General features: G+C 49.2%; 18 protein-coding genes and 2 riboswitches. Of the genes, 9 read left to right on the top strand and 9 right to left on the bottom strand.

Features of this window, described 5'->3' with window-relative positions:
* Positions 1-139 precede the first annotated feature (139 nt).
* Complete coding sequence (gene gabT, locus ACNFVB_RS05435) at positions 140-1,402, bottom strand: 4-aminobutyrate--2-oxoglutarate transaminase (RefSeq protein WP_192992973.1); 1,263 nt, start codon at positions 1,400-1,402, stop codon at positions 140-142.
* A gap of 179 nt (positions 1,403-1,581) precedes the next feature.
* A complete protein-coding gene (locus tag ACNFVB_RS05430) occupies positions 1,582-3,057 on the bottom strand; it encodes an NAD-dependent succinate-semialdehyde dehydrogenase (RefSeq protein WP_430738338.1) in 1,476 nt (491 codons plus the stop codon).
* A gap of 284 nt (positions 3,058-3,341) precedes the next feature.
* On the opposite strand from ACNFVB_RS05430, the gene ACNFVB_RS05425 reads away from it, so the two are divergent.
* Entirely contained in the window at positions 3,342-4,112 is a 771-nt protein-coding gene (locus ACNFVB_RS05425; protein WP_430738337.1) for an IclR family transcriptional regulator, read from the top strand.
* A 61-nt stretch (positions 4,113-4,173) separates the two neighbouring features.
* Here the strand turns inward: ACNFVB_RS05425 and ACNFVB_RS05420 are convergent, their stop codons facing one another.
* Complete coding sequence (locus ACNFVB_RS05420) at positions 4,174-5,373, bottom strand: CaiB/BaiF CoA transferase family protein (protein WP_430738336.1); 1,200 nt, start codon at positions 5,371-5,373, stop codon at positions 4,174-4,176.
* A gap of 182 nt (positions 5,374-5,555) precedes the next feature.
* Complete coding sequence (locus tag ACNFVB_RS05415) at positions 5,556-6,740, bottom strand: acyl-CoA dehydrogenase (RefSeq protein ID WP_430738335.1); 1,185 nt, start codon at positions 6,738-6,740, stop codon at positions 5,556-5,558.
* Between the two features lie 188 nt (positions 6,741-6,928).
* Here ACNFVB_RS05415 and ACNFVB_RS05410 point away from each other — a divergent pair, with 188 nt between their 5' ends.
* From ACNFVB_RS05410 to ACNFVB_RS05400, 3 genes are all read left to right on the top strand, one after another.
* A complete protein-coding gene (locus ACNFVB_RS05410; RefSeq protein ID WP_430738334.1) occupies positions 6,929-7,756 on the top strand; it encodes an IclR family transcriptional regulator in 828 nt (275 codons plus the stop codon).
* A gap of 243 nt (positions 7,757-7,999) precedes the next feature.
* Entirely contained in the window at positions 8,000-9,802 is a 1,803-nt protein-coding gene (locus tag ACNFVB_RS05405) for an FMN-binding glutamate synthase family protein (RefSeq protein WP_430738333.1), read from the top strand.
* A 57-nt stretch (positions 9,803-9,859) separates the two neighbouring features.
* Positions 9,860-10,672 carry a phosphodiester glycosidase family protein gene (locus ACNFVB_RS05400; protein ID WP_430738332.1) on the top strand — a complete coding sequence of 271 codons (813 nt, stop codon included), beginning with the start codon at positions 9,860-9,862 and terminating at the stop codon, positions 10,670-10,672.
* 135 nt (positions 10,673-10,807) lie between these two features.
* Here ACNFVB_RS05400 and ACNFVB_RS05395 read toward each other — a convergent pair whose 3' ends face one another.
* The 4 genes from ACNFVB_RS05395 to ACNFVB_RS05380 form a co-directional block, all read right to left on the bottom strand.
* Positions 10,808-12,031, bottom strand: coding sequence for a vWA domain-containing protein (locus ACNFVB_RS05395; RefSeq protein ID WP_430738331.1), 1,224 nt, complete (start codon positions 12,029-12,031; stop codon positions 10,808-10,810).
* A 92-nt stretch (positions 12,032-12,123) separates the two neighbouring features.
* Complete coding sequence (locus ACNFVB_RS05390; protein WP_288997213.1) at positions 12,124-12,978, bottom strand: AAA family ATPase; 855 nt, start codon at positions 12,976-12,978, stop codon at positions 12,124-12,126.
* Between the two features lie 392 nt (positions 12,979-13,370).
* Positions 13,371-14,021 (bottom strand): hypothetical protein, encoded by a 651-nt coding sequence (locus ACNFVB_RS05385; RefSeq protein ID WP_288997168.1) that lies wholly within the window; start codon positions 14,019-14,021, stop codon positions 13,371-13,373.
* 243 nt (positions 14,022-14,264) lie between these two features.
* Entirely contained in the window at positions 14,265-14,585 is a 321-nt protein-coding gene (locus ACNFVB_RS05380; protein ID WP_100749238.1) for a YcgL domain-containing protein, read from the bottom strand.
* A 248-nt stretch (positions 14,586-14,833) separates the two neighbouring features.
* Positions 14,834-15,012: riboswitch (glycine riboswitch) on the top strand.
* Positions 15,013-15,062: 50 nt separating this feature from the next.
* Positions 15,063-15,220: riboswitch (glycine riboswitch) on the top strand.
* A gap of 178 nt (positions 15,221-15,398) precedes the next feature.
* On the opposite strand from ACNFVB_RS05380, the gene gcvT reads away from it, so the two are divergent.
* From gcvT to ACNFVB_RS05355, 5 genes are all read left to right on the top strand, one after another.
* Positions 15,399-16,583 carry a glycine cleavage system aminomethyltransferase GcvT gene (gcvT, locus tag ACNFVB_RS05375; RefSeq protein WP_430738330.1) on the top strand — a complete coding sequence of 395 codons (1,185 nt, stop codon included), beginning with the start codon at positions 15,399-15,401 and terminating at the stop codon, positions 16,581-16,583.
* A 67-nt stretch (positions 16,584-16,650) separates the two neighbouring features.
* On the top strand, positions 16,651-17,031 hold the full coding sequence (gene gcvH / locus ACNFVB_RS05370; protein WP_075101105.1) for a glycine cleavage system protein GcvH: 381 nt from the start codon (positions 16,651-16,653) through the stop codon (positions 17,029-17,031).
* A 448-nt stretch (positions 17,032-17,479) separates the two neighbouring features.
* On the top strand, positions 17,480-18,238 hold the full coding sequence (locus tag ACNFVB_RS05365) for a nitroreductase family protein (protein WP_430738329.1): 759 nt from the start codon (positions 17,480-17,482) through the stop codon (positions 18,236-18,238).
* A 70-nt stretch (positions 18,239-18,308) separates the two neighbouring features.
* Positions 18,309-21,206 (top strand): aminomethyl-transferring glycine dehydrogenase, encoded by a 2,898-nt coding sequence (gcvP, locus tag ACNFVB_RS05360; protein ID WP_430738328.1) that lies wholly within the window; start codon positions 18,309-18,311, stop codon positions 21,204-21,206.
* Positions 21,207-21,367: 161 nt separating this feature from the next.
* Entirely contained in the window at positions 21,368-22,042 is a 675-nt protein-coding gene (locus ACNFVB_RS05355; RefSeq protein WP_430738327.1) for an esterase/lipase family protein, read from the top strand.
* 55 nt (positions 22,043-22,097) lie between these two features.
* On the opposite strand, the gene ACNFVB_RS05350 is transcribed toward ACNFVB_RS05355, so the two are convergent.
* On the bottom strand, positions 22,098-23,411 hold the full coding sequence (locus ACNFVB_RS05350; protein ID WP_430738326.1) for a ribonuclease D: 1,314 nt from the start codon (positions 23,409-23,411) through the stop codon (positions 22,098-22,100).
* Positions 23,412-23,544 lie beyond the last annotated feature (133 nt).

Here is a 23,544-nt window from a genome sequence, read left to right as displayed (position 1 = left end):
TGCCATCATGGGCAATCTTGCTGTATAAACCTAACCCTGCCAACCAAGAACACCGCTTGATTGACAAGGGTACATCACACCATACAGGATTCAATCGTAAGCCAAGGTAGATGACCACCGATTGAGTTAAAAACATAAACTAGGCGGTTAAGATATTTTTGATGATATCTAGGCCTTCTTGGAGTACTTCATCTTCGACTGTCAGCGGCACCATCACACGGATGGCATTGCCGTACATACCGCAAGAGGCAAGCAGCAAGCCTTGCTCAAAGGCTTTGGCTTTTAGATCAGCAGTTGCTGCGGCATCCGGCTTGCCATCACTATCGATCAATTCAAATGCCAACATCGCGCCTTTGTAGCGGATATGACCGATAGTACTTAAGTTTAGGCCTTTTAAGAAAGTTGCGATTTTATCGCCAATCTCCACACTACGCGCCAGTAGGTTTTCTTCTTCGATAACTTCCATCACGGCCAAAGCGGCCACACAGGCAAGCGGGTTGCCAGAGTATGTGCCGCCCAAACCGCCAACTTGCGGCGCATCCATGATATCAGCACGGCCGATGACCGCAGAGATAGGATAACCACCTGCCAAACTCTTGGCACTGGTCATAAGATCTGGCTCAACGCCCAATTGCTCACCAGCAAACAAGGTGCCTGTACGAGCAAAACCGCACTGCACTTCATCAAAGATAAGAACGATGCCATGCTCATCACAAATCTCGCGCAGCGCTTTGGCAAATGACGGCGTCACTTGGTGAAAACCGCCCTCGCCTTGTACCGGCTCGATGATCATCGCGGCCACTTCGCTAGGGTCGATGTCTGCTTGAAAAATCATCTCAAGGCTATGCAGGGCTTGGGCTTCGGTGACGTTCAGCTCTTCTGCTGGAAATAAAGCATGAAACACAGGGCCTGGCATCGGACCGAAGTTCTTTTTGTATGGCAATACTTTACCTGTCAAGCTCATGCACATGGAGGTGCGGCCATGCCAGCCACCGACAAAAGAGATAATACCTGGACGCCCAGTTTTGGCACGAGCAATCTTGACGCAGTTTTCGACCGCCTCTGCGCCAGTGGTCAAAAACAAGGCTTTTTTGTCACCGCTGATGGGCGCTTTTTCGCAGAGCTTTTCGGCCAGATCGACATAGCACTCGTAGTTCATGATTTGCGCGGCGGTATGGGTAAACTTGTCTAGCTGCTCATGGACACGCTGGGTGATTTTGGGGTGGCTGTGGCCGGTGTTAAGTACAGAGATACCGCCGATAAAGTCGATATAGCGATTGCCTTCTACATCCCAAACTTCTGAGTTTTTGGCTTTTTCTGCAAAGACAGGAAAGGCCACACCAAGTCCAGTTGGTAGAATAGCTTTACGGCGCTCGAGTAATGATTGATTGGTGATTGTCATAAGAATGTCCTTTTTCTTTCTTTTTTGCGTAGGTGCCAGTTGCGTCATGGCGGTTTATGGGATCAGTACAAACAATAGATGGGACGCATCACTCTGACGAGCGCCTGAGTCCCTTAAGCTGCGATGATGCCGCATTAAAATGAAATGGTTAAATAAAAAGCAGCGTATGCTAGGTGCGATTAGGCACTGACATCAGAGCACCAGTACTTGGTCACTACATACTCTTCGATGCCGTATTTTGAGCCTTCGCGGCCAAAACCTGATTGTTTGACACCGCCAAATGGGGCAACTTCCGTGGAGATAAGGCCGGTATTATGACCGATGATGCCGTAATCCAGCCCTTCTGTGACACGCCATGAGCGCGCATAGCTGCCACTATAAAAATAAGCGGCCAAGCCGTAGATGGTGTCATTTGCTTGACGGATGACATCTGCTTCGTCATCAAAGGTAAAGATGGTAGCGATGGGGCCAAAAATCTCTTCAGAGGCGATATCCATCTCAGCACTGATATCAGTGATGACGGTTGGGTTGTAAGTCAGCTCTGAAGCACCGTTGGTGCTGCCGCCAGTGATAAGCGTCGCGCCTTTGTCTAAAGCGTCTTTTAGCAGCGCTTGCACTTTCTCCAAAGCTTTTTTGTTGATCAACGGGCCGATATCCACGCCTTCGTCCATACCGTTGCCGACGTTGAGCTCAGCGACTTTTTTGACAAACACGTCAAGAAACTTGTCTTTGATGCTCTCTTGTACATAGACGCGGTTGGCACAGACACAGGTTTGACCGGCGTTGCGATATTTAGAGGCGATTAAGCCATCAGCGGCGGCTTCTAAATCAGCATCATCAAAAACGATAAATGGGGCATTACCACCCAGCTCAAGTGATAGTTTTTTGATGGTTGGCGCGCACTGTGCCATCAAGGTACGACCCACTTCCGTAGAGCCAGTAAACGACAGCTTATGAATGCGTGCATCACCGGTGAGAATATCGCCGATGGTGGAAGATTTGCCCGTCACCACTTGGATAACGCCTGTTGGGATACCTGCTTGCTCGGCCAATGTGCCAAGGGCTAGCGCCGAAAATGGCGTTTCGGTTGCAGGCTTGATGATCATGGTGCAGCCTGCTGCGAGTGCCGGTGCCGCTTTTCGGGTAATCATCGCCGCTGGAAAGTTCCAAGGGGTGATGGCGGCGCAGACGCCGACGGGCTGCTTCAAAATAACATGGCGCAACTTTGCTTGGTTGGCAGGAATGACATCGCCGTAGACGCGTTTGCCTTCTTCGGCAAACCAGCGGATAAAGCTGTTGGCATAACCCACCTCGCCGCGTGACTCAGTCAAGGGCTTGCCTTGCTCTGCGGTCATGATGATGGCCAAATCTTCTTTATTGGCATCGATCAGGTCAGCCCACTTTTGCAATAAGATGGCACGCTCTTGTGCAGTTTTGGCAGCCCAAGCGATTTGGGCGTCGTGAGAGGCGGCCACGGCATCGTTGACATCTTCAGTGGTCAAGCTTGGTACCGTACCGATAAGCTCGCCATTAAACGGATTGCTCACATCCAGCGTCTCTTCGCTGCTTGCGACATGCCAGCCGTCTTTAATCAAGCACTGCTGTTTGAGCAAATCTGGATTGGAGAGTGGTAACGTATGTGGCTGTTGTGACATTGTGACGCTCCTTGTCAGTGATAGAGTGTAGAAAACACTACGACTCTATCGCGGTACATAAATAACGGTCGATAACAGGGTTTATATAATCTATATAAAAAGAGTCTATATAAATAATGATTGATAACTGTTTTATTGTTCAATATACTGAACAATCATTCTATATATGAGACATCATTATAAGAACGATGCCCAACCATTTGCAACCCCTATTATCATTTTCGTGATAATTTATGGCGTTATTTTTTTACCACCTTCATTTTACTGACTTTTATAGGTTACTTATGAGCACAGCCGCCGTCCCTGCCTTGGACAAAACCTTTCAAATACTAGATTTGATCACCGATAGCAGCCAACCACTGACGGCCGCTCATATTGCTAAGGCGCTGGATCTACCGCGCAGCTCCACTCACAATATCCTGCAAAGCTTGCTGGCCAAGCACGTCATCTATAAAGACAGCGACAACCGCTTTCATTTAGGCTCATATCTAATGTACTGGGCGGGTAAATACGAGCAGCAGCAAGGCGTTATTCAGTTATTCAAAGACCTTATCGTACATTACCCTATCTTGCTCCAGCATACCGTGACGTTATCTAAGCTTGATTTGGGAGAAGTGGTATTTCTAGCTTGTCATGAAGCGCCTGCCCCACTTGGTTTTACTTTTCGCGCGGGTGTTCGCGTGCCTGCAGTGTTTTCGGCCACAGGCAAAGCCATGCTTTCAACCTTGTCGATGGACAGCATTCAATCCATCTATGCTAGCGGCTTTCCTAAACCTATCACACCGCATGGCGTCGATAACTTTACTGATTTGTCGACCGAGCTGTCCGCCATCAAAGACAGCCGTATCTCACTTGATGATGGGCAACTGCGTGAGGGCATGTATTGTCTTGGCACCTATATCCGTAACGCCTCAGGCCATGCTATCGCTGGCATGGCGGTTAGTTTTTTGCAAGCAGAGTACGAGTCCAAGCGCGCTGACGTCAGTACCGTGTTGATTGAGCTGGCCGAACAGATTGAGCAGCGTTTGGGCTTTATAGCGAAGCATTCAGCATAGTAGCTACTTGGTTGCTTCCATAATTACTTGCTTCTATTCTTAATTAAGAGAAGGGACTAGCTTAAACAATGCCATCAGCTTTTAGTTTGGCGATCATCTCGCTGTCATAGCCCAACTCTGCAAGCGTACTATCGGTATGTTCGCTCAGGCGCGGCGGCGGCGTACGATAACTGACCGGCGACGCCGACAGCTTGATCGGGCTACCAAGCGCGCGCACCGGACTGCCTTTCTCACTAAAATCGACCACCATCTCGCGAGCCAGTGCTTGCGGCATGGCTAGGGCTTCGCTGATATTATGGATCGCCCCGCAAGGAATACCTGCCTGCTCCAAAGCCGCCAACCAATATGCGCGCGGCTGCTGTGCAAACTTCTCGGCCAGCGCCTCACATAGCTCGTCACGGTGCGTCACACGGGCAGGGTTGGTCATATAGCGGCTATCTGTATGCCAATCCACACCGAGTAGCGCGCAGAGCTTGGCAAACTGACTGTCGTTACCACATGCCAAGATAAAGTGCGCATCGCCTGCCCCCGCAAACACCTGATAGGGGACGATATTGGGGTGCTGGTTGCCGAGCCTTGGTGGTATTTGGTTCGACGCCAAATGATTCATGCCGACGTTTGCCAGCATGGCTAAGGCACTGTCTAACAGGGCCACATCGACATGCTGACCAAGACCAGTACGCTGACGCGCCAGTAGCGCCGCTTGGATACCAATGGTCAGCTGCAGTCCTGCAAACAGATCCACCACCGCTACCCCGACTTTGTGCGGCTCGCCATCACTTGGCCCTGTGATGCTCATCAGCCCTGATAGCCCTTGAATGATATAGTCATAACCCGGACGCTTGGCATCAGGCCCTGTCTGCCCAAATCCTGTCAAGGATGCATAAATCAAGCGCGGATTGCCCTGCTTGAGACTGTCATAATCTAAGCCGTACTTTTTTAGACCGCCTACCTTAAAGTTTTCGACGACGATATCGCTGTCAGCAGCCAACTGCTTGATGATGGTTTGACCAGCAGCGGTGGTGATATCCACGGTTAGGGATTTTTTATTACGATTGATGGTGGCGTAGTAGGCTGATGTGCCGTCGCTGAACTTAGGCGGTGCCCAGTGCCGTGTCTCATCACCGACATTGGGACGCTCGACCTTGATGACCTCAGCACCCAAATCCGCAAGTACCTGCGTACAAGAAGGACCTGCCAATACTCTTGATAAATCGAGCACCTTGATACCGTGCAATGCCCCTTTTGCCATCTCAGTCATAATCATCCCTTATCATTTGGTGTGCGCGTATACGCTATTTTTTATATACATACAATTGTGATGCGTCATCTCATGACCTATCGCTCCAGATAAAAAAATGACGCATCGCAACTAAAAAATGTACGTCACTGCTCAGCAAGCACTAGGCCAAGCAGTAACATACATAAGATCAGCGGTGCTGATTAATAAAACGCTTGCAAGCCTGTTTGCGCACGCCCCAAGATTAAGGCATGGATATCGTGCGTGCCTTCGTAGGTGTTGACCGCCTCTAGGTTCATGACGTGGCGAATGATATGGAACTCATCAGAGATACCATTGCCGCCATGCATGTCACGTGCCACACGAGCGATGTCTAGCGCTTTACCGCAGTTATTGCGCTTGATCAGTGAAATCATCTCAGGGGCAGCGTTGTCTTCATCCATCAAACGGCCAACGCGCAGTGCCGCTTGCAAACCAAGGGCGATCTCTGTTTGCATATTGGCAAGTTTGAGCTGCACCAACTGCGTTGCGGCCAGTGGACGGCCAAACTGCTTACGATCTAGCGTATACTGACGCGCCGCTTGCCAGCAAAACTTAGCTGCGCCCATCGAGCCCCACGCGATACCATAACGGGCTTTGTTTAAGCAGCCGAAAGGCCCTTTGAGTCCGCGGATATCTGGGAAAGCATTGGCTTCAGGGACAAACACCTTATCCATGACAATCTCGCCTGTCACTGAAGCACGTAGTGAGAACTTGCCTTCGATCTTTGGTGCTGATAAGCCTTTCATGCCTTTGTCTAAGATAAAGCCACGAATGTCGCCTGCATCGTCTTTTGCCCAAACGACAAACACATCGGCAATGGGACTGCTGGTGATCCACATTTTATTGCCTGTCAGCTCATAGCCGCCCTCAACCGCACGCGCTCGCGTCGACATAGACGCAGGGTCTGAGCCTGAATCCGGCTCGGTCAAACCAAAGCAGCCGACATACTCGCCCGTTGCCAGTTTTGGTAGATACTTCTCTCTTTGCTCCTCTGTGCCATAGGCATGGATAGGATGCATGACAAGGCTTGACTGTACGCTCATCGCCGAGCGGTAGCCTGAGTCCACCGCCTCTACTTCCTTGGCAATCAAACCATAAGCGACGCTCGACAGACCTGCACAGCCATAGCCTTCGATGGTGACACCCAGCAGCCCCATCTCGCCCATCTGGCGCATGATGTTGCGGTCAAAATGCTCATTGCGGTTGGCGTCGATGATATTTGGCATCAGCTCTTTTTGAAAAAACTGACGCGCACTGTCTGTCACCATACGTTCTTCGTCAGTGAGCTGGTCACGCAATAAAAACGGATCTTGCCAATCAAAACTTGGACGCGTAGATGTTGCCATATGGGTCTCCTTGATATCGATCGTCCTGATCGATGAGTAATAATAAATGGATGGTAATAACGCTGATAACCGGACTCAACCAATTATTGACTTTTCAATTCCGCTGTGCGAAACTTAGTTTCATAATATAAACTATTTAAGCAAAATTTTGTCACACTGTAAACCTTTATCAAAAAAATGAGGCAAAAATGTCTACTTCTTTAACAGCCGCCCCCTCTTTACTGACGCGTATGAGTAACGCTCTCACCCAAAGCAAAGACGACAATGACCGTCAATTTGTCACCGCGCTTGGCCGCGGGCTGATACTACTGGCCGCATTTGAGCAGCACGAGCAGCTGAGCCATCAGCAGCTTTGTCAGATGACTCATCTACCAAAAGCCACGGTGACTCGCCTGATTCATACGCTTCTCACCCTTGGGTTTTTGCGCACGACAGAGCACGGACAGTATGAGCTAGGCAGTAGTGCCGTGCGCCTGAGTGCAACGGCATGGAGTCGTCACGATATGGTGGCGACCGCCGAGCCGCTGCTACGGCAGTTTGCCAGTAGCAATGAAGTATCGGTGAATCTGGCCACCGAAGTCGAAGGAGAGATGCGCTATCATGCTTGCTGTCGTAGCCCTGCCCGCCTGTCTGTCAATCTACAAGTCGGCTCTGCCGTGCCTGTGGCTCGTACGGCGATTGGACGCGCGTTTTATGCCGTCAGCACCAAAGCTCGGCAAGCTGTCATCAAAGACAACCTACACGCGCATTTGTCTGACACAGGCTATCAGCACGCACAAACGGCGTTGGATGCCGCTGTGGCACATTATGATGCGCACGGCTATACATTGTCTGACGGAGAGTTTTCTACCGATATATTGGCGGTCGCGGTTGGGGTATTTGACGTCGCTACTGGGCGATACGCTTATTCGCTAAATGCTAGCGTGCCCAGAGCCAACTGGGATGCTGATGAGTATGCAAAGATGATCGTACCAAAACTACAAGCACTGGCACTCAAGATCGGCCGCGGCGAGTGAGACGCAAAGGATTAGTTCACATGCGCACCCAAAAAAAGATACGCATTAAGCTGCCAGTGATTAGCACTCTGTTACCCAATTAACACCCAGCAGTGATATCATAGGCGCATAATATAAGCGAACAGTTTGAGCGCTTTATCTACATCTAATAGCGATGATAATAACAGAGTGGTTTTTTGTCGGCCATCTCTGTGAATTGTTATCGCTTTTTTTAATATCTATGTATTACTGTTGAGTGTCGTTATGCCCCAATCTCGTACCAATTTGAACCCAGAACCCAAGACCAGCTCACCTTATTTGATGGGCTTGCTGCTGCGCTATAGCACCTTTGGCGCTGCCATTTTGATTTTTTTGGCGGGGCTATTACTAGTCAACTGGTGGCTCATATTTTTTGGTGGTTTTGGCGTGGCACTTGGCGTTTATGATTTGATTCAGTCCAAGCACTCTATCTTGAGCAACTACCCTGTGGCAGGTCACATTCGCTATGTGCTAGAGGATTTTCGTCCTGAGATTCGCCAGTATTTGTTAGAAAACGACAAAGAACAAGTGCCGTTTTCGCGTCAGCAGCGCGCCCTTGTGTATCAACGCGCCAAAAACGTCAGCGATACCAATGCTTTTGGTACTTTGGACAATCTATATACGCAAGGCAAAGAGTGGTTTTTGCAATCAGCGGTCAGCCAACCTTTAGAAAACAAAGACTTCCGTATCATCGTGGGCGGCGAGCGCTGTCAGCAGCCACACGATATGTCGGTATTTAATATCTCGGCGATGAGTTTTGGTAGCTTGTCTGCCAACGCCACCATGGCACTTAACCAAGGTGCCAAGATGGGCGGGTTTACCCATGATACGGGAGAAGGTGCCATCAGCCCTTATCACCGTAAGTTTGGCGGCGACTTGATTTGGGAGATTGGCACGGGGTATTTTGGCTGCCGTGATGACCATGGCAACTTTGACCCACAGTCTTTTGCCGAAAAAGCCGTCGATCCCCAAGTAAAAATGATCGAAATTAAACTCTCACAAGGTGCCAAGCCGGGTAAAGGCGGCGTCTTGCCAAGCGAAAAAATCACCGCAGAGATTGCCCAAACCCGCCAAGTACCCATGGGTCAAGACTGCGTATCGCCTTCATCACATAGCGCGTTTAGCACGCCGCGTGAGCTGGTCGCATTTTGGCAGCAGCTGCGTGAGCTATCGGGCGGCAAGCCAGTTGGTTTTAAGCTCTGCGTGGGTCAGCCTTGGCAGTTTATGGCGATTGTCAAAGCCATGATCGAAACCGACAACTACCCTGATTTTATTGTCATCGATGGCGCAGAAGGCGGGACAGGCGCCGCACCTGTTGAGTTTATGGACAACGTCGGTATGCCCATGGTCGAAGGGTTTTTGTTGGTCCATAATACCTTGGTCGGTGCAGGCATCCGTGACAAAATCAAGCTCGGTGTCAGTGGTAAGATTGTCTCAGGATTTGATATTGCCCGTATGATTGCCCTTGGTGCTGACTGGTGTAACTCTGCCCGTGGCTTTATGTTTGCAGTTGGCTGTATTCAGTCACGCTCATGCCATACCAACACTTGCCCTGTCGGCGTGGCAACGCAAGACCCTTATCGTCAAAAAGCGCTGGATGTACCGAGCAAAGCTGAGCGTGTGGCAAGCTTCCATAAAAACACCCTCAAGTCCCTAGCAAGTATCGTCGGCGCAGTCGGTCTGCAGCACCCAAGCCAATTGCAGCCGTATCATATCGCGCGCCGCCTCGATGATGGTCAAATCAAACTTCTCTCAAAGTTCTTTTACTTTGCTGACCAAGGCGCGTTGCTAGAACAAAATGCGCGTGCCGATGTCTTTAATCAGATGTGGGTGATGGCCAATCCTGATAGCTTCTTGGCCAACAACGACGCCCTTATCGCTTATAACAAAGACTCGCGTGATAAAGGCAAAGAGACCAATGCGCCAACTGAAAAAACCACGGCTATCGTCGAGGACATCATCGACGGTGGCATGCTCATCGGTAACGTCAACAATACCTTTCGCGACTTACCGCCTGATCATGACTAGCCGCGTATCACCGCTGACCGGCGGTGTCCTGTACTCACAAATAAAGGCCACTGACTGATGCCAAGCACCACCTCACTCGCCACGCTAGCAGGCGTGGCTCTACTCGCGCTGAGCCTCAGCGCCTGCTCCCCTGCTGTCACTGACGCTGCTAGCGACTCATCGCAGTGGGCCTGTCAGATACAGCAGGCGCCATTTGCTTATAGCGCCTGTGCGATTGAGGCATCAGCGCTGGGTGATAAGCGGCATGTGCTACAGCTATTTTGGCAACAGCCTGATAGTACGCAGCCTTTACTCAGCTTTGATGAGTTGTTGGCGGCGCTACCAGCCGGCCAGACTCTCAGCTTTGCCATGAATGCTGGCATGTATAATGAGCGCTTTGCCCCTATTGGCTATACTGTCATCAAAGGGGTAGAAAAGCGCGCCTTAAACCTAAGGTCAGGCGGTGGCAATTTTCATTTATTGCCCAATGGTGTACTGTGGTGGGAGCGTGACGGCAAGGTGCAGATCACAGAATCTCAAGCATTCAGCGAGCAGCTAAACGGCGGGCAAGTGCAGCCATGGTATGCCACTCAATCAGGGCCGATGCTGGTGATTCAAGATCAAATACACCCAAAGTTTAACCGCGAAAGCCAATCCGCTAAAATCAGAAACGGGGCTGGCGTTTGTCGTGATGGTCGCATTCGGTTTGTCCATAGCGACGAGCCTGTGACCTTTTATCAATTTGCGACTTTGTTTAAGGAATACTTGGGCTGCCCGAATGCCTTGTTTTTGGATGGCGGCGTGGCCTCGGCCCTATACGCGCCCAGCATCGATCGGCACGATAAAAAACAGATGGGCGTGATGATTGGACTGGTTGAGAACAAGGACTAGTATGCATCCTTACCATGACGTTTATCGCTACTATGCTTTCTAAAAATTGACACGATATCGAATAAAAAAGCACTTAAAACGATCACATCGTCTTAAGTGCTTTTTTCATATTACTCGTCCAAATATAGATGAATACTACCGCGCCATGTACTGGGTCATTTCTTCAATCCCATGTAGCGTCATCGGATACATTTTATGATCAAATAGCTTTTTGATTTCACCGATGGTCTGAGTATATTGCCAGTACGCGGGGTTTTCTGGGTTGAGCCACGCCACTTTATCAAAGTGTTCAAGTACACGTTTTAGCCACACTATACCCGCTTCGTTATTCATATACTCGACGCTACCACCCACCGAAAACAGCTCATAGGGCGACATCGACGCATCGCCGACAAAGATGACGCGATACTCACGGCCATAGGTATTAAGCAGCTCAAAAGTCGGCATCAGGGCACTGTGCCGACGGTTATTATCCTTCCAGACGTAGTCATACAGACAGTTATGAAAATAAAAAAACTCTAAGGTCTTAAATTCGTTTTTTGCCGCCGAAAACAGTTTTTCTAGCGCCTCGACGTGGATATCCATACTACCGCCGACATCGAACAGCATCAACACTTTAACGCGATTGCGGCGCTCAGCTTGCATATGAATATCGAGCACGCCTTTTTTGGCCGTGCGCTTGATGGTCTCATGGATATCGAGCTCGTCGGCGCTGCCAGTACGGGCAAACTGGCGCAAGTTGCGTAGCGCCATCTGAATCTGGCGCGTGCCCAGCTGATTGTCATCATCGAGGTTACGATATTTGCGCTGCTCCCAGACTTTGACCGCACTGCGTTTACGCGACTCACCGCCGACGCGCACCCCTTCAGGATGATCACCATAAGCGCCAAACGGTGAGGTGCCGCCAGTACCGACCCATTTGCTTCCGCCCTGATGACGCTCTTTTTGCTCCTTTAGACGCTCTTCAAGTGCCTTCATCAACTCCTCAAGCGAGCCGTATTTTTTGAGCAAACGCCGCTGCGCTTCGGTCAAATTTTTGGGATCTAGCTTGAGATCGAGCCACTCTTTTGGGATATCTGTCAGCTTGTTCATCAGCTCATCGATATCTAAGCTGTCGATACCTTCAAAATAATCGGCCATGGCGCGGTCAAATTTATCAAAATGACGCTCATCTTTGACCATACAGAGGCGAATCAGTCGGTACATATCCTCGCGACTGGCAAAGGTAGACAGCGCTGGGTTTTCAGGATGTGGCTGCATCATCAGCCCCTGCTCGAGCGCAGCGTTTAGATCGAGCAGCTCGCGCGTGCTGACTGGCACGCCGTAAGTCCGCAGGGTGTAGAATAATTTGATAAACATAAAATACGCATCACTTATTGGCTGATAAGGTTTGATTGGCACCATCATACTGACAGCGATATGACACCAGACAACGCTGTCAGTCGATACGCCTAACGACGCATCATGTTGGCAAAACGCTGCAACAAGCTCACATCCGCTTCGTTTTTGAGTAGCGCGCCGTATAGCGGCGGGATCGATTTTTCACCGCGCAAGTTTTCTTCTAGCTCTTGTTGCGCCATATCATCGGCAAGCAATAACGTTAACCAATCGACCAATTCCGACGTTGATGGTGGTTTTTTAAGCCCTTGAATATCGCGCAGCTTATAAAAGATATCCAGCGCATCATTGACCAGTTTTTCTTGGATATTGGGGAAATGCACCTCAATGATTTGACGCATGGTGTGCTCATCAGGGAAATCGATGTAGTGAAAAAAGCAGCGGCGCAAAAATGCGTCGGGCAGCTCTTTTTCGTTGTTTGAGGTGATGATCACCACTGGGCGCTGCTCGGCGGTGATGGTCTCACCTGTCTCATAAACGTAAAACGACATTTTATCAAGCTCATGCAGTAAGTCATTGGGGAACTCGATATCGGCTTTGTCGATCTCATCAATCAATAGGACACTGCGCTCTTGACTGGTAAAAGCCTCCCAAAGCTTACCGGGTTTGATATAATTGCCAATCTCATACACCTTGTCGTCACCGAGCTGCGAGTCGCGCAAGCGTGAGACCGCATCATACTCATACAGCCCTTGCTCAGCTTTGGTGGTTGACTTGATATGCCAAGTAATCAGCGGCATCCCCAAACTCTGCGCCACCTCTTCGGCCAGCAGTGTTTTACCAGTGCCAGGCTCACCTTTGATCAGTAGCGGTTTTTGTAGTGTCATCGCTGCATTGACTGCCAGTTGTAAATCATCGGTGGCGATATAGCTTTGCGTGCCGGTAAAGGTATGGTTGGTCTTGTCCATCTTGGTCGTCATAGTAAAGTCTCAGTTATCGTTATCAATAAAGTATTTTATAAAATAGCACTCACAAATTAGAGTAGCATAGGCTGGTGGATTGCCAAAATACTCATGCGTTCGTCATCCTTCCGATCAGCGCTTCTTACGCCCTAAATATGGTGCATAATTATTAGCCATAAAAAAAGACACACATGGTGTCTTTTTTATAGTCACTTTATAGTTAGCTGAATATAAAACTGTTATGGATTTAAGCGCGCTACTGGTATAAATTTTACTTGCATGCTGCGTTCCCAGAGGCTGCGCAAAATTCATCCCAGTAGCGCTATGATATTTTTAGAGTGTATCGACTATATAGTCATTGAGCAAATTAAACCATGCCGCTATTGACGCCCAGCTCCTCACCCTTTGTCTATCGTATCGTTGGGATTGGCCTGTTTAGACAGTATGCCCTCATTTTTGGCACCTCGCTTTTTGAGATCCAGCGTTTCGTCAGTCTCAGCTACTGGTGCGTGATCATGAACCTTCGCATGCTCAGTTATATCAGTGTTTTCGGCCAGATAATTGCCTGTGGTCAGCTGCATGGTCGCCTGCGTATCTGCGGCGGTGCGGCTCCGCGCTTTGTCTAGGCTCGACTCAAAAGCACCGCGTATCAGCTGCCAGACAAACCCAACAAACAAGCCCACCACCAGCACCACCATAATGGGCAACATATTGGCAATGGCACTTGTGTAGTCTTTCATCATAACCGCATACACCACACTGATACTGGCAGGGGCAATCTCGCTAGGGTCATCGAGCGCGGTACCGGGCGCGAGCAATACGGCAAACAATACCATCCAGCTCATACCGCCGAGTGGACGCGGCAACATGCGCGCCACCAGCAGCCATAATATCAGTACGATCACCGTTCCCCCAAGATAGGCATACATGGGCAGATCGGCGGGTGGGACATCTTTTACCAGTTGTCCCCACCAAATAGCAATCTCTCCTAAGATATCACTGATACTCTCAAGCGGTAAGCGATGCAATATGTTTTTTAACCAGTCCATGCGTGTTTTATTACCTGCGTTTATCACCAGTAGCGCCAGCAGCGTCTATTGGTAGTGGGTAAATTTTGCCGTACTAGGGCGTGTCCTCAATATGACAAAATATATAATAGACATCTGCACTTAACAGAAGATCAGTTTATCACGACTTCCTAGGATGTGTCCTCAATCGACACGATAAAGGCAAAGACACGCGTCTGAGTCTTGCATGCCTTTAGCCTTAAGTGCCATTAGCTTTGAATGCCATCAGTCATAAATACTATCTTGTGCTTCGCGGGCGCGTAGCTCTGCTTGGCGGCGCATGACATCTTGCGGCGGCAATTGCACAAAGTACCCTTGTGCTTGGAGCTTTGCCAGCACCTCTCCCTTATCGACGCGAGCCAGCTTCGAAGTGGCGGCCAAATCCAGATGCATAACAAACTGACTACGCCCTAGCCCCGCACGAAACTCTTTGGGCAACACCCCCAGCCAGTCTTTAATCTCATCGGTATCATCTGGATAATCAGGACGCGCAATGTAGATGTACATATCATCATGTTTGGGAAACTTATAAATATCGCAATGCATAAAAACAACCTATCAAAATCTATCGCCATAGGTTAGCATATTTCGGGCAAACATCAGTAGTCGCTTTACGTTCTGCTATGGTAAACCGACTAGAAACTAACAACGCACTCAAGAGGACAAACACCAATATAACGCTGCCACCATGCCTTACTACTGACAATCGCTGGGACAAAAAAGACTTTTTACCAAAATTATCGACTTTAATGGCGCAGATGGCTTGTAAAAGCGCGGTGAACCTTTCATAATAAAAACGTTTTTCAGGAGAGAGTCTGTAGGCGTGCCTATCTGCTATCAGGTCATTGAAATAAAAGACCGGCAACGATACGTATCAGCCCATCGTGGTAATGTCCTATTGAGCATTATCCACAGACCACCGAAGGCGCATCCACCCTGCCAATCGCTCAGGTAAAAGGACTGAAAAACACATGTCATGATTGTTTTGCGGCGACACCTAACGCGTGGCCTACAAACATAAGGCATAACAAATCTGGAGAGCGGTAAGGACGGACGACGCCTTACCCACCGAAGGGGAGAAAATGCGACAGCATCGTGATGGCAAGAGTAAATCAAAGGCTTTAGAGACCACGACGATGTGCCGTATTGAAAATCTCAGGTGACAGGACAGATAGGGCTTTTGCTTAAACCGACGTTTGGCGTCTGTTTGGCTGATTGCTCTATTTTTTGTACCACCCTTGGTTGCGATACTTGCGCCCTGCAATATCGCTACTCACTATGATAATGCACCTCTGCCCTGCTACTTTGATCAGTTATGACTGATTATCAAATGCGGCTGATGTTCCATAAGGATTTGTTATGACCGATACTCACAATACCAGCACTCCAAGCACAAACACCGCAGCCCCCAAACGCACGCCCCTTTATCAGTCTCACGTCGATAGCGATGGCAAGCTGGTGGATTTTTCTGGTTGGGAGCTGCCCATCCATTATGGCTCACAAATCGAAGAACACGAAGCGGTGCGTACCGATGCCGGTATGTTTGACGTCTCGCATATGGTCGTCGTCGACATCAAAGGCACAGATGCCAAAGCATGGCTACAAAAGCTACTGGCCAATGATGTCGCCAAACTAAAAACCGCGGGTAAAGCGCTGTATTCAGGCATGCTCAATGAGCAAGGCGGCATCATCGATGACCTAATCGTCTATCTAATGAATGAGGCCGAAACTGAGTACCGCATCGTCTCTAACGCCGCCACTCGTGACAAAGACTTAGCACAGTTTAATAAAGTCGCTGAAGGCTTTGACATCAGCATCACCGAGCGCCCAGAGCTTGCCATGATTGCGGTACAAGGTCCAAAAGCGGTTGAAAAACTAGCCAAAGCCAAGCCAAGCTGGTCAGAGACACTATCAGGTCTTAAGCCTTTTGTCGGTGCTGATTTGACCAATATCGAAGGCACAGATTGGTTTGTCGCTCGTACCGGTTATACAGGCGAGGATGGCGTCGAAGTCATCATGCATGGCGATGATGCGCCAGCGTTCTTTGACTTATTAAAAGATAATGGTATTAAGCCTGCTGGCCTCGGCGCTCGCGATACACTACGTATGGAAGCAGGTATGAACCTTTATGGTCATGACATGGACGAGACCATTAGCCCGTATGAGTGCAACATGGGCTGGACGCTAGCGCTAAAAGACGAGCGCGACTTTATCGGTCGTGATGCCTTAGTCAGCAAGCGCAAGCAGTCAAAAGACGACAACACCGCCATGAAACAAGTCGGCTTACTACTGACCACCCGCGGTGTCTTGCGTGAGGGCATGACCGTGACCATCAACCAAGGCACAGACAATGAGCAAACCGGTATCATCACCAGCGGTACCTTCTCCCCTAGCCTAAAAAACTCGATCGCAATTGCACGCGTGCCTGCCAGCATATCAGATGAAGATAGCGTACAGGTCGACCTGCGCGGCAAAGGCAAGTTCGTCGATGTGCGCGTCGTAAAACTCCCTTTTGTCCGTAACGGCAAACAGCAGTTTGACTGATATCCCTGATAAATTTTATCATTAACGTCCATTATTTTATTCACCATCCTCACTTAGGAGAGCCCCCATGAGCAACATCCCAGCAGAACTAAAATACATCGCCAGTCACGAGTGGCTGCGTCTAGAAGAAGACGGTACGATCACTGTTGGTATCACTGACCATGCTCAAGACCTACTCGGCGACGTGGTATTTGTCGAATTGCCAGACGTTGGCGATATCCTCGCCGTCGACGACGAAATCTCTGTGGTCGAGTCTGTAAAAGCAGCCTCTGACGTCTATGCGCCTATCTCAGGTGAAGTGGTTGCGATCAACGAAGCACTAGAAGATGATCCAGAAATCATCAACTCTGACCCGTACGGCGAAGGCTGGTTCTTTAAAATCAAACCAGACAACATCGCCGATTACGAAGCATTGATGACCGCTGAAGAGTATGAAAACGAGCTGTAATCTACTCAGTCTTTGTTTAAATTTATATAAGCAACACGGCGGATACTGGCGGCAGCTGGTATCTGTTTATCCTACTGTTAGGCCGTTTTTAGCCGCTTTGAAAAACACAGCGGCAAAAACACGACTGCTAGGGTGTGTCCTCATGTTAAAAATGGCGATAAAAATGAGATAAATCACCGTCAAACAAGGAAAATAACGCAGATAATATCGAGATATTAATCAGCTATTTGACACCGTTTGGCCAGATTTAGCCATTTTTAGCCCATTTAGATGGCTATCGATTGAATTGAGGACAACGCCCTAAACAACCTGATTGGTTCTGATTGGTAATAATCTGATTTATCACGATGACTTACTTGTTAGATGCGGACGCGATTCGCGATTATAGCCCCAGCCCCACTTTGATGATGCGCAAGTGGGTCACTCAATCCTCAGCATGGACTCTCTTATGACCCCTGACAATGACAAAAAAACTAGCACTGCCACACTCGATCGCACAGCGACGCTACAGGCGTTTTGTGACGTCGTGGAGTCTCGTCGTTCGGTGCGCCGTTTCACTGACACACCGATACCAGATGCCGTACTGGCAGACTGTCTGCGTCTGGCCATGCTGGCGCCCAACTCAAGCAATCTGCAGCCGTGGGAGTTTTATGTCATCGATGATGCAGACACACGCAAACGTGCGATAAAAAACTGCATGAACCAAAACGCGGCAAAAACCTCAGCGCGTCTCATTGCAGTGGTGGCGCGTACTGACGTGTGGCAAGACCACGCCCAGCAGATATTGCGTGAATACCCTGATAAACCTGTCCCAAAAAAGGTAAAAGACTACTACAACAAAATCGTCACTTTAGACTTTTTGCGCGGCCCTGCCAACATCGTCTCTGCAGCCAAATGGGGTGCAACTCAGGTCGCAAGACGCCTCAAAGGACCGATTAAGTCGCCTTACTATACATTTGAAGACACCAAAAACTGGGCCACCAACAATACCGCGCTTGCCGCCCAAAACCTGATGCTGGCACTACGTGCACATGGCTTTGACAGCTGTCCGATGGGCGGCTTTGATGAGCCTGCGATGAAGCGACTATTAGGTTTAAGCGACGACCACCATGTCGTCATGATGATTGGCGCAGGCGAGCGCGCTGACAATGGTATTTACAACACCCAGTTTCGCTTTGATCAAGCTCAATTTGTTCATTACGTCTAAACCCGTCATTAGTTATTAATATTAGTTATTTTAGCCATCTCCTTTACCACTCCCTTAACCAAGGAATGTCATGACTATCTCTCAAAACCCAACGTTTGATACCTTCCAAGGATTATTTAACGAAGCTGAATTTGTCTATCGTCATTTAGGCTCAAACGATGCCAAACAAGCTGACTTGCTCAGCGCCGTTGGTTATCAAGATATGGCAAGCTTTATCAACGATACCGTGCCTGAGCCTGTGCGCTTGCACAAAGCGCTTGATCTACCAGTCGCGATGAGTGAGCATGCTGCACTTGCCAAGCTGCGCACCATGGCAGACGACATCACGGTAAACAAAAGCTACATCGGTCAAGGCTACTCGCCAGTACGTATGCCTGCAGTCATTCAGCGTAACGTGCTAGAAAACCCAGGCTGGTACACCGCTTACACGCCTTATCAAGCAGAAATCGCTCAAGGTCGGCTAGAAGCACTGCTTAACTTCCAACAAGTATGTATCGACTTGACAGGGTTGGAGATGGCAGGCGCGTCACTACTTGATGAAGCAACGGCTGCGGCAGAAGCGATGGCGATGTCAAAGCGCGTGAGCAAAAGCAAATCAAACCAGTTTTTTGTGGATGAGCGCATCTATCCGCAGACCCTAGATGTCATCAACACTCGTGCCAAGTACTTCGGTTGGGAGGTCGTCGTCGGTGATTTTGAAACCGCCAAATCAGGCGACTACTTTGGCGCGATTTTCCAATACGTCGGTGTTGAAGGCGATGTAAAAGACTTAACCGACGTCATCGCTGCGGTCAAGAAAAACAAAACCTACGTCAGCGTCGTCAGCGACATCATGAGCTTGGTGTTGTTAAAGTCACCAGCCGATATGGGCGCAGATGTGGCACTTGGTAGTACCCAGCGCTTTGGTATTCCAATGGGCTTTGGTGGTCCACACGCCGCCTATTTTGCTTTCTCTGACAAAGCCAAGCGCTCAGCACCTGGCCGTATCATTGGTGTGTCAAAAGACTCGCAAGGCAATACCGCGCTACGTATGGCACTGCAGACACGTGAGCAGCATATCCGCCGCGAAAAAGCCAACTCAAACATCTGTACCTCACAAGTATTGCTAGCCAACCTTGCAGGTATGTACGCGGTTTATCATGGTCCAGGCGGCGTCAAACGTATCGCCACTCGCATCCATGCATTTGCAACTGCCTTTGCTGATGTGATCAAATCCGCGGCTGACAGCAATCTTACCGTGGTACATGAGCAGTTTTTTGACACCGTGGTCATCGATTGTGGCTCAGAAAAGCTGGCCACCCAAATCTTTGAAAACGCAGAAAACATTGGCTACAATTTATGGCGTCTAGGTACGACCAAGCTGAGCGTGGCCTTTAGTGAAACCAGCGACGCGCAAGACTTTAAGGCGCTAACGCAGTTGTTTGTCAGTAAAGCGCATGACTTGCCAGCAGAAGCTCGCGTATCACTCGATAGCGCGCACTTGCGTACCGATGACATCCTGACCCATCCGGTGTTTAACTCACACCACACCGAGCACGAAATGCTGCGCTACCTAAAGTCGCTAGAAGACAAAGATTTGGCGATGAACCGCAGTATGATTTCACTTGGTAGCTGCACCATGAAGCTAAATGCCACCAGTGAGATGCTACCGATTACTTGGCCTGAATTTGCCAACGTGCACCCCTTTGCACCGCGCAGCCAAGTCACCGGCTATATCGCCATGATCGATAGCTTACAAGATCAGCTAAAAGCCATCACCGGCTTTGACGATGTATCGATGCAACCAAACTCAGGCGCTTCTGGTGAATACGCAGGCCTACTTGCCATTCGCCGCTATCATGAATCATTGGGCGAAACAGAGCGTGATGTGTGTCTGATCCCGCAGTCGGCGCACGGCACCAACCCTGCAACGGCCATGATGATGGGCATGAAAGTCGTCGTCGTCAAAACTGACGAAAACGGTAACGTAGACATTGAGGACTTGACGGCAAAATGTGAAGAGCATAGCTCAAGCCTAGGTGCGTTGATGATTACTTATCCATCGACGCACGGGGTGTTTGAAGAAGGCATTCGTCATATCTGTGACTTGATTCATAAGCATGGCGGTCAGGTCTATATGGATGGCGCCAACATGAACGCACAGGTCGGCATGATGCAGCCTGCTGATGTCGGTGCTGACGTACTGCATATGAACTTGCATAAAACCTTCTGTATCCCGCATGGCGGCGGCGGTCCTGGCATGGGCCCTATCGGCATGAAGGCGCACTTAGCCCCCTTTATGGCCAACCATACGCTAAGCCCTGTACACAACGCGCAAAAAGACTGCTCAGCGGTATCGGCAGCGCCTTATGGCTCAGCGAGTATCTTACCCATCTCTTGGATGTATATCACCATGATGGGCCGCGATGGTCTGCTAAAAACCACGGAGCTTGCGCTCTTAAATGCCAACTATGTCGCCACTCAACTACAAGACCACTACCCTGTTCTTTATACGGGCAAAAACGGCCGCGTTGCGCACGAGTGTATCATCGATATTCGTCCATTGAAGGAAGAAACTGGCATCACTGAGAGCGATATCGCCAAGCGCTTGATGGATTATGGTTTCCATTCACCAACCATGAGTTTCCCAGTTGCGGGTACGTTGATGATTGAGCCAACTGAGTCTGAGTCAAAAGAAGAGTTAGATCGTTTTATCAGTGCACTTAAATCTATCAAAGCTGAGGCTATGAAGGCCAAAGCTGGCGAAGATGGTTGGACATTAGAAGACAATCCATTGGTCAATGCGCCGCACACCGCGGCGATGATTACCAGTGAAGAATGGTCGCATTCATATAGCCGTGATACCGCTGCATTCCCACTGCCGTACATCCGCGCTCATAAGTTCTGGCCAAGTGTGGCACGTGTCGATGACGCTTATGGCGATAAGAACCTTATGTGCTCTTGCCCAAGCATCGAAAACTATATGTAGTTTTCAACTAAGTATAAACAATTAACATAAAAACAAACCTCCAAGTCAGTAGCTGATTTGGAGGTTTTTATTTGGCTTGAGACATTTAGCGCTATACTATTCATATCATCAAGTTGTTAACCGTACGTTTTTAATGGATATTATTTTTAATGGAAGTCAGCATGCACCAAAAAAACCGCGTCATTCTCATCCATGGTCTGCATCAAACCGCTTGGATCATGCGGCCATTGGCCAAACGCTTGCAAGCCGCAGGATTTGATACTTATCAATTTGGCTATCGTAGTCTGCGTGATGGCATCAAAACCAATAGCGCACGGCTCAATCGCTGGCTAGAAGAAAACCACCATCCTGACCAGCCAATCGATCTGGTCGGTCACAGTCTAGGCGGTTTGATTATTCGTGATTTCGTCACTCAGTATCCCAAGTGGCAAATTGGACGCTGCGTAACGCTTGGCACGCCGCATGTGGGTAGTGTTTGTGCTGACTATATTTGGCGCTTGACCCCAGCGGTGGTGGGGCGCTCGTACGTCGATGCGCTAGATGGCACGGTCGCGCCCTTACCGGAGCATATTACCTTAGGCGTGATTGCCGGTAATCGTCCTTATGGCTTAGGGCAGTTGTTTTTACAGTATCATAATCGCAAACTGCGGCAGGCAGGTAACATGCCATCAGCAGAACATCTACTACACGATGGCACGGTATATGTCTCAGAGACCAAAATCGATGCGGCGGCGGATCACATCATCCTTCCCGTCTCGCACACAGGAATGCTGGTCGACAAAGCGGTCGCCGAGCAGACCCAATATTTTTTACGACATGGACAGTTTAAACGCTAAAAATGCTCGACATTAAAAACACTAAGCCCAACCAAACCTCATAGATGAGATTGTCTTAAGCTTTTATACCCATCCCCTGCTGTAGCTCGGTTTTATACCCTTTAATCACCGGTATCAAGGTTTGTATCACCCATTTATGACGCCAGCCTTGCAGCCCTTCTGGCAGCTCGGTGAGGTCTTTATCAAAGGCAATGATTTCATAGAGCTGCGCCAGCCATTTTTTGCGCATCAAGACATTGGCAGGCACACCGATTTTTTCTGCGTGCGCCTCGATCGCTTGCTGCACCGCTTTTGATAGGACTTTATTTTTGGAACGATATGGTGGTAGCAAGCAGGCAGGATGCTCAGCAGGATGCAGGTTTTTGGCTTCCTTAATCACTTTGAGCAACTCCTCACCATAGAGGCGTAGCATGCTGCGGTGCATGGTGGTTTTGTGCGCAAGCTCGCGCATGTTGCTGGGTTTTTCGGTGACAATTTCACGTACCGCTTGTTTTTTTATGACAAAGGTGCGCGGCTGATTGGTCGCCCGTGCTAGCTCCTCACGCCATGTTGCCACTGCTTGCAGTATCGCCATCTGCTCAGAGGTATAACGATAATCCGCCATCGTAAGATACATCTCATCGTCGGCCATGTGCTGCGTGTCATAGAGATCACGGGCATATAGCTGACAATCCTCCCACACATAGTCAAAGAGACCTTGCTTTTTTAGCTCGTATTCAAGACTTAAATAAAGCGCAGGCAAAAACCGCACGTCATCAATCGCATACTGCTCTTGCTCATCTGATAGCGGACGCTGTAGCCAGTCAGACTGGCTTTGTTCTTTATCGATATGCATGTCTAACTGGTCATCAAGCGCTTGCTGATAACCCATTTGTAATTGACCCGTCAAATAAGACAGTGCAATTTGCGTATCAAAGATATTGGTGAGAGGCGGACAGCCAGATAACAGATAAAAAATACCCAAATCTTCGCCGCAAGCATGCCAAATCGCTACATCTACCTCTGTCAAGGCTTGCCAAAAATCGTCCAATTGTAGTCGCGGTGCGTCTAATAGATAGATATGATCGCCTGTGTTGAGCTGCACCAAAGCCAAACGCGGATAGTAGGTATCACGCTTGATAAACTCGGTATCTAACGCCACGCGCCCGCACGTCGCCAACGCCTCTATCACGTCAGCCAAACCCTCTTGCTCACGTACCCATGTCACATCGGCGTCTTCAGCGATATCTAATAAAGCATTAATGTCAGGCTCAGGCGGCAGGTCTACTGACTCTGCGCCGGTATTGACTGGCGTCGCCGGCTCGTCAGCGGTGGCCGCAGGCTCTGAATGATTGGATGGAGTAACAGCGGTTGAGATATGGTTGGACACGGGCAGATACCTGCAGAAATAGAAGAAAATAAAACGCTAAACCGCGCCTTAATAAAAGTGAATATCAAAACCATTATAACAATATCACAAAATAAAATGGACAAGACTTGGCTTTTATAGAGAATTTATGAAA

The sequence above is a fragment of the Psychrobacter sp. VH5 genome, from assembly GCF_050572635.1.
GTDB lineage: Bacteria > Pseudomonadota > Gammaproteobacteria > Pseudomonadales > Moraxellaceae > Psychrobacter > Psychrobacter celer.
Note: the sequence above shows the minus strand (reverse complement) of the source record. Positions and strands in the feature narration are given on the sequence as shown.

What these genes read in the sequence shown, in the direction of transcription:
- ACNFVB_RS05355 (WP_430738327.1), top strand. Translation starts at nt 21,368, where the DNA reads ATGCACCAAAAAAACCGCGTCATTCTCATCCATGGTCTGCATCAAACC.
- gcvT (WP_430738330.1), top strand. Translation starts at nt 15,399, where the DNA reads ATGACCGATACTCACAATACCAGCACTCCAAGCACAAACACCGCAGCC.
- ACNFVB_RS05390 (WP_288997213.1), bottom strand. Translation starts at nt 12,978, where the DNA reads ATGGACAAGACCAACCATACCTTTACCGGCACGCAAAGCTATATCGCC.
- ACNFVB_RS05380 (WP_100749238.1), bottom strand. Translation starts at nt 14,585, where the DNA reads ATGCATTGCGATATTTATAAGTTTCCCAAACATGATGATATGTACATC.
- gcvP (WP_430738328.1), top strand. Translation starts at nt 18,309, where the DNA reads ATGACTATCTCTCAAAACCCAACGTTTGATACCTTCCAAGGATTATTT.
- ACNFVB_RS05425 (WP_430738337.1), top strand. Translation starts at nt 3,342, where the DNA reads ATGAGCACAGCCGCCGTCCCTGCCTTGGACAAAACCTTTCAAATACTA.
- ACNFVB_RS05415 (WP_430738335.1), bottom strand. Translation starts at nt 6,740, where the DNA reads ATGGCAACATCTACGCGTCCAAGTTTTGATTGGCAAGATCCGTTTTTA.
- ACNFVB_RS05365 (WP_430738329.1), top strand. Translation starts at nt 17,480, where the DNA reads ATGACCCCTGACAATGACAAAAAAACTAGCACTGCCACACTCGATCGC.
- gcvH (WP_075101105.1), top strand. Translation starts at nt 16,651, where the DNA reads ATGAGCAACATCCCAGCAGAACTAAAATACATCGCCAGTCACGAGTGG.
- gabT (WP_192992973.1), bottom strand. Translation starts at nt 1,402, where the DNA reads ATGACAATCACCAATCAATCATTACTCGAGCGCCGTAAAGCTATTCTA.
- ACNFVB_RS05400 (WP_430738332.1), top strand. Translation starts at nt 9,860, where the DNA reads ATGCCAAGCACCACCTCACTCGCCACGCTAGCAGGCGTGGCTCTACTC.
- ACNFVB_RS05385 (WP_288997168.1), bottom strand. Translation starts at nt 14,021, where the DNA reads ATGGACTGGTTAAAAAACATATTGCATCGCTTACCGCTTGAGAGTATC.
- ACNFVB_RS05405 (WP_430738333.1), top strand. Translation starts at nt 8,000, where the DNA reads ATGCCCCAATCTCGTACCAATTTGAACCCAGAACCCAAGACCAGCTCA.
- ACNFVB_RS05430 (WP_430738338.1), bottom strand. Translation starts at nt 3,057, where the DNA reads ATGTCACAACAGCCACATACGTTACCACTCTCCAATCCAGATTTGCTC.
- ACNFVB_RS05420 (WP_430738336.1), bottom strand. Translation starts at nt 5,373, where the DNA reads ATGACTGAGATGGCAAAAGGGGCATTGCACGGTATCAAGGTGCTCGAT.
- ACNFVB_RS05395 (WP_430738331.1), bottom strand. Translation starts at nt 12,031, where the DNA reads ATGTTTATCAAATTATTCTACACCCTGCGGACTTACGGCGTGCCAGTC.
- ACNFVB_RS05410 (WP_430738334.1), top strand. Translation starts at nt 6,929, where the DNA reads ATGTCTACTTCTTTAACAGCCGCCCCCTCTTTACTGACGCGTATGAGT.